At 69.7% G+C, this 2,683-nt stretch carries 2 protein-coding genes; both read left to right on the top strand.

Annotation, left to right across the window (positions count from 1 at the left end):
* A partial coding sequence (locus tag AB0E78_RS41795) for a beta-ketoacyl reductase (RefSeq protein WP_361844946.1) occupies positions 1 to 780 on the top strand: 780 nt, incomplete at its 5' end.
* Positions 777 to 2,683: type I polyketide synthase (locus AB0E78_RS41800; RefSeq protein ID WP_361844949.1), on the top strand; the 1,907-nt coding region annotated here is incomplete at its 3' end. The genes AB0E78_RS41795 and AB0E78_RS41800, both read left to right, overlap by 4 nt.

Raw genomic sequence — 2,683 nt, forward strand, 5'->3', positions numbered from 1 at the left:
GCCCACCTCGGCACCCCCGAACTCAACCGCATGCGCCGCCAAGGCATCACCGCCCTCACCACCACCCAAGCACTCACCCTCCTCGACACCGCGATGAGGAGCGAGCGCCCCCATGTGGTGCCGGTACGACTCGAGCTTTCGGCTCTGCACCGCGAACAGGACCGCGGCGGCGACGTACCCACGCTCTTCCGGTCCCTGGTGCGTGCCCGACTGCGACGCGCGGACGAGGCCGAGCACACCCCGGACGCGCTGCGCGACCGGCTGCTGGCGCTGCCCGAAGCCGACCGGCCCGAGGCAGTGACCGAGTTGGTGCGGCGCGAGGTCGCCACCGTCCTGGGGATCTCCGACGCCACCTCCATCGGAGCGCAGCAGGTCCTCAAGGACCTCGGCATCGACTCCCTCATGGCCGTCGAAGTGCGCCGACGCCTCTCCACCGCGACCGGCGTCCCGCTCCCCGCCACCCTCGCCTTCGACCACCCCACCCCCACCGCCATCACCGGACTCGTCCTCGACCGGCTGGAGCTGGGCGGCGCACGCGCATCGGCATCGGCATCGGCACCCCGGGTGACGAAGGACCAGATCAGCGAGCTCGCGGACCTCCTGCGTTCCTCGACGCCCCAACTACTCGAATCCGAAGGCCTGGTGTCCAGGTTCTTCGACCTTCAGGCGGCGCTGGCGAAGACCGCCGCCACCCCCGGTGAGCCGGAAGTCGACATCGAAGACAGCAGCCAGGAAGACCTCCTGGAGTTCCTGGACCGCAAGTTTGGAGTGGGCAAGTGAGCGCGACCGAAGTGCAGAAGCTCGAGACCTATCTGCGGCGCGCGACGAACGCGCTCCTGGAGACCGAGAAGGACCTCGCCTCCGAACGTGCGGCGAAGGTCGAACCCGTAGCCATCGTGTCGATGGCGTGCCGGCTGCCGGGCGGCATCGACACGCCCGAGGCCTTCTGGGACCTCCTCTCCGAGGGCGGCGACGCCATCAGCGGCTTCCCCAAGCGCTGGGAGAACCTGGGTCTCTACGACGAGGACCCGGAGGCGGTGGGCAAGAGCTACGCCCGCGAGGGCGGCTTCCTCACCGACGTCGAAGGCTTCGACGCCGAGTTCTTCGGCATCTCGCCCCGCGAGGCGCAGTCGATGGACCCGCAGCAGCGGCTGGTCCTGGAGACCTCTTGGGAGGCGTTGGAGCGGGCGGGCATCCGTCCCGACACGCTCACCGAGAGCCGCACCGGCGTCTACCTCGGCAGCATGAGTTCGGACTACGGGAAGAACGCCGGTCTGGGTGATCTGGACGGCTACGTCAGCACCGGCAACGCGGGCAGCATCATCTCGGGCCGTCTCTCCTACTCGCTGGGGCTCCAGGGCCCGGCGCTCACCGTGGACACCGCCTGCTCTTCGTCGCTCGTCGCGATGCACCTGGGCATCAACGCCCTGCGCACCGGCGAGTGCGAACTGGCGCTCGTCGGTGGTGTGACCGTGATGTCGACGCCAGCCATCTTCGTGGAGTTCTCCCGTCTCAAGGGCATGGCCTCGGACGGACGGTGCAAGAGCTTCTCGGCCGACGCGGACGGCGCGGGCTGGTCCGAGGGCGCGGGAGTACTGGTTCTCAAGCGTCTCTCCGACGCACGGCGCGACGGCGACAACGTACTCGCGGTGATCAAGGGTTCGGCAGTGAACCAGGACGGCCGCAGCCAGGGCTTGACCGCTCCCAACGGGCCCTCGCAGCAGCGCGTCGTCCAGGAGGCGCTGACGGCCGCGCGCCTCTCCCCCGCCGACATCGACGCCATTGAGGCGCATGGCACCGGCACCTCGCTGGGCGACCCGATCGAAGCCGGCGCCCTGACCGAAATCTTCGGCCCGGAGCGGGACCCGGACCGGCCCCTCTATCTGGGCTCGTCCAAGTCCAACATCGGGCACGCGCAGGCCGCCGCCGGTGTGGCCGGGGTCATCAAGATGGTCCTGGCACTGCAACACGAGAGCCTTCCCAAGACGCTGCATGCCGAGGCGCCCAGCAGCCACATCGAGTGGGACGGCAGCGGGCTGGAACTGCTCCAGGACAACCAGCCCTGGCAGCGCGGCGAGCGCATACGCCGGGCAGGTGTGTCGTCGTTCGGCCTGAGCGGCACCAATGCGCACGTCATCCTCGAAGAGGCCCCCGCCGACTCGGACGACGAAACGGCCGCCGAAACACCAGAGGCCTCAACTCCCGTAGGTGTGCTACCGGTTGTGGTCTCCGGGCGCACCGAGAACGCCATGCGCGAGCAGGCCGGACGGTGGGCCGACTGGCTCCAGCAGCACGACACCGCCGACCTGGGCGCCGTGGCCACCACCGCGGCCCTGCACCGTACACACTTCGACAGCCGGGGCGCCGTCCTGGCCTCAACCGTCGAGGAAGCCACGCAAGCCCTGCGCGCTCTGGCCACCGACCAACCCCACGACAACACCGTCACCGGTACGGCCACCCCACGCGGGAAGATTGTGTTCGTCTACCCCGGCCAGGGCTCCCAGTGGCATGGCATGGGCACCGATCTGTACGCCCACAACCCCGCCTTCACTGCCGCCATCGACGCCTGCGACACCGCCCTCATGCCCCACACCGGCTGGTCCGTGCGCCGCGTGCTCACCGACCCCGACCACCCCGACAACCCGCCGCTGGACCGCGTCGATGTCGTCCAGCCCGCCCTGTT

The organism is Streptomyces sp. NPDC032198 (genome assembly GCF_040636975.1).
Taxonomy (GTDB): Bacteria; Actinomycetota; Actinomycetes; order Streptomycetales; family Streptomycetaceae; genus Streptomyces.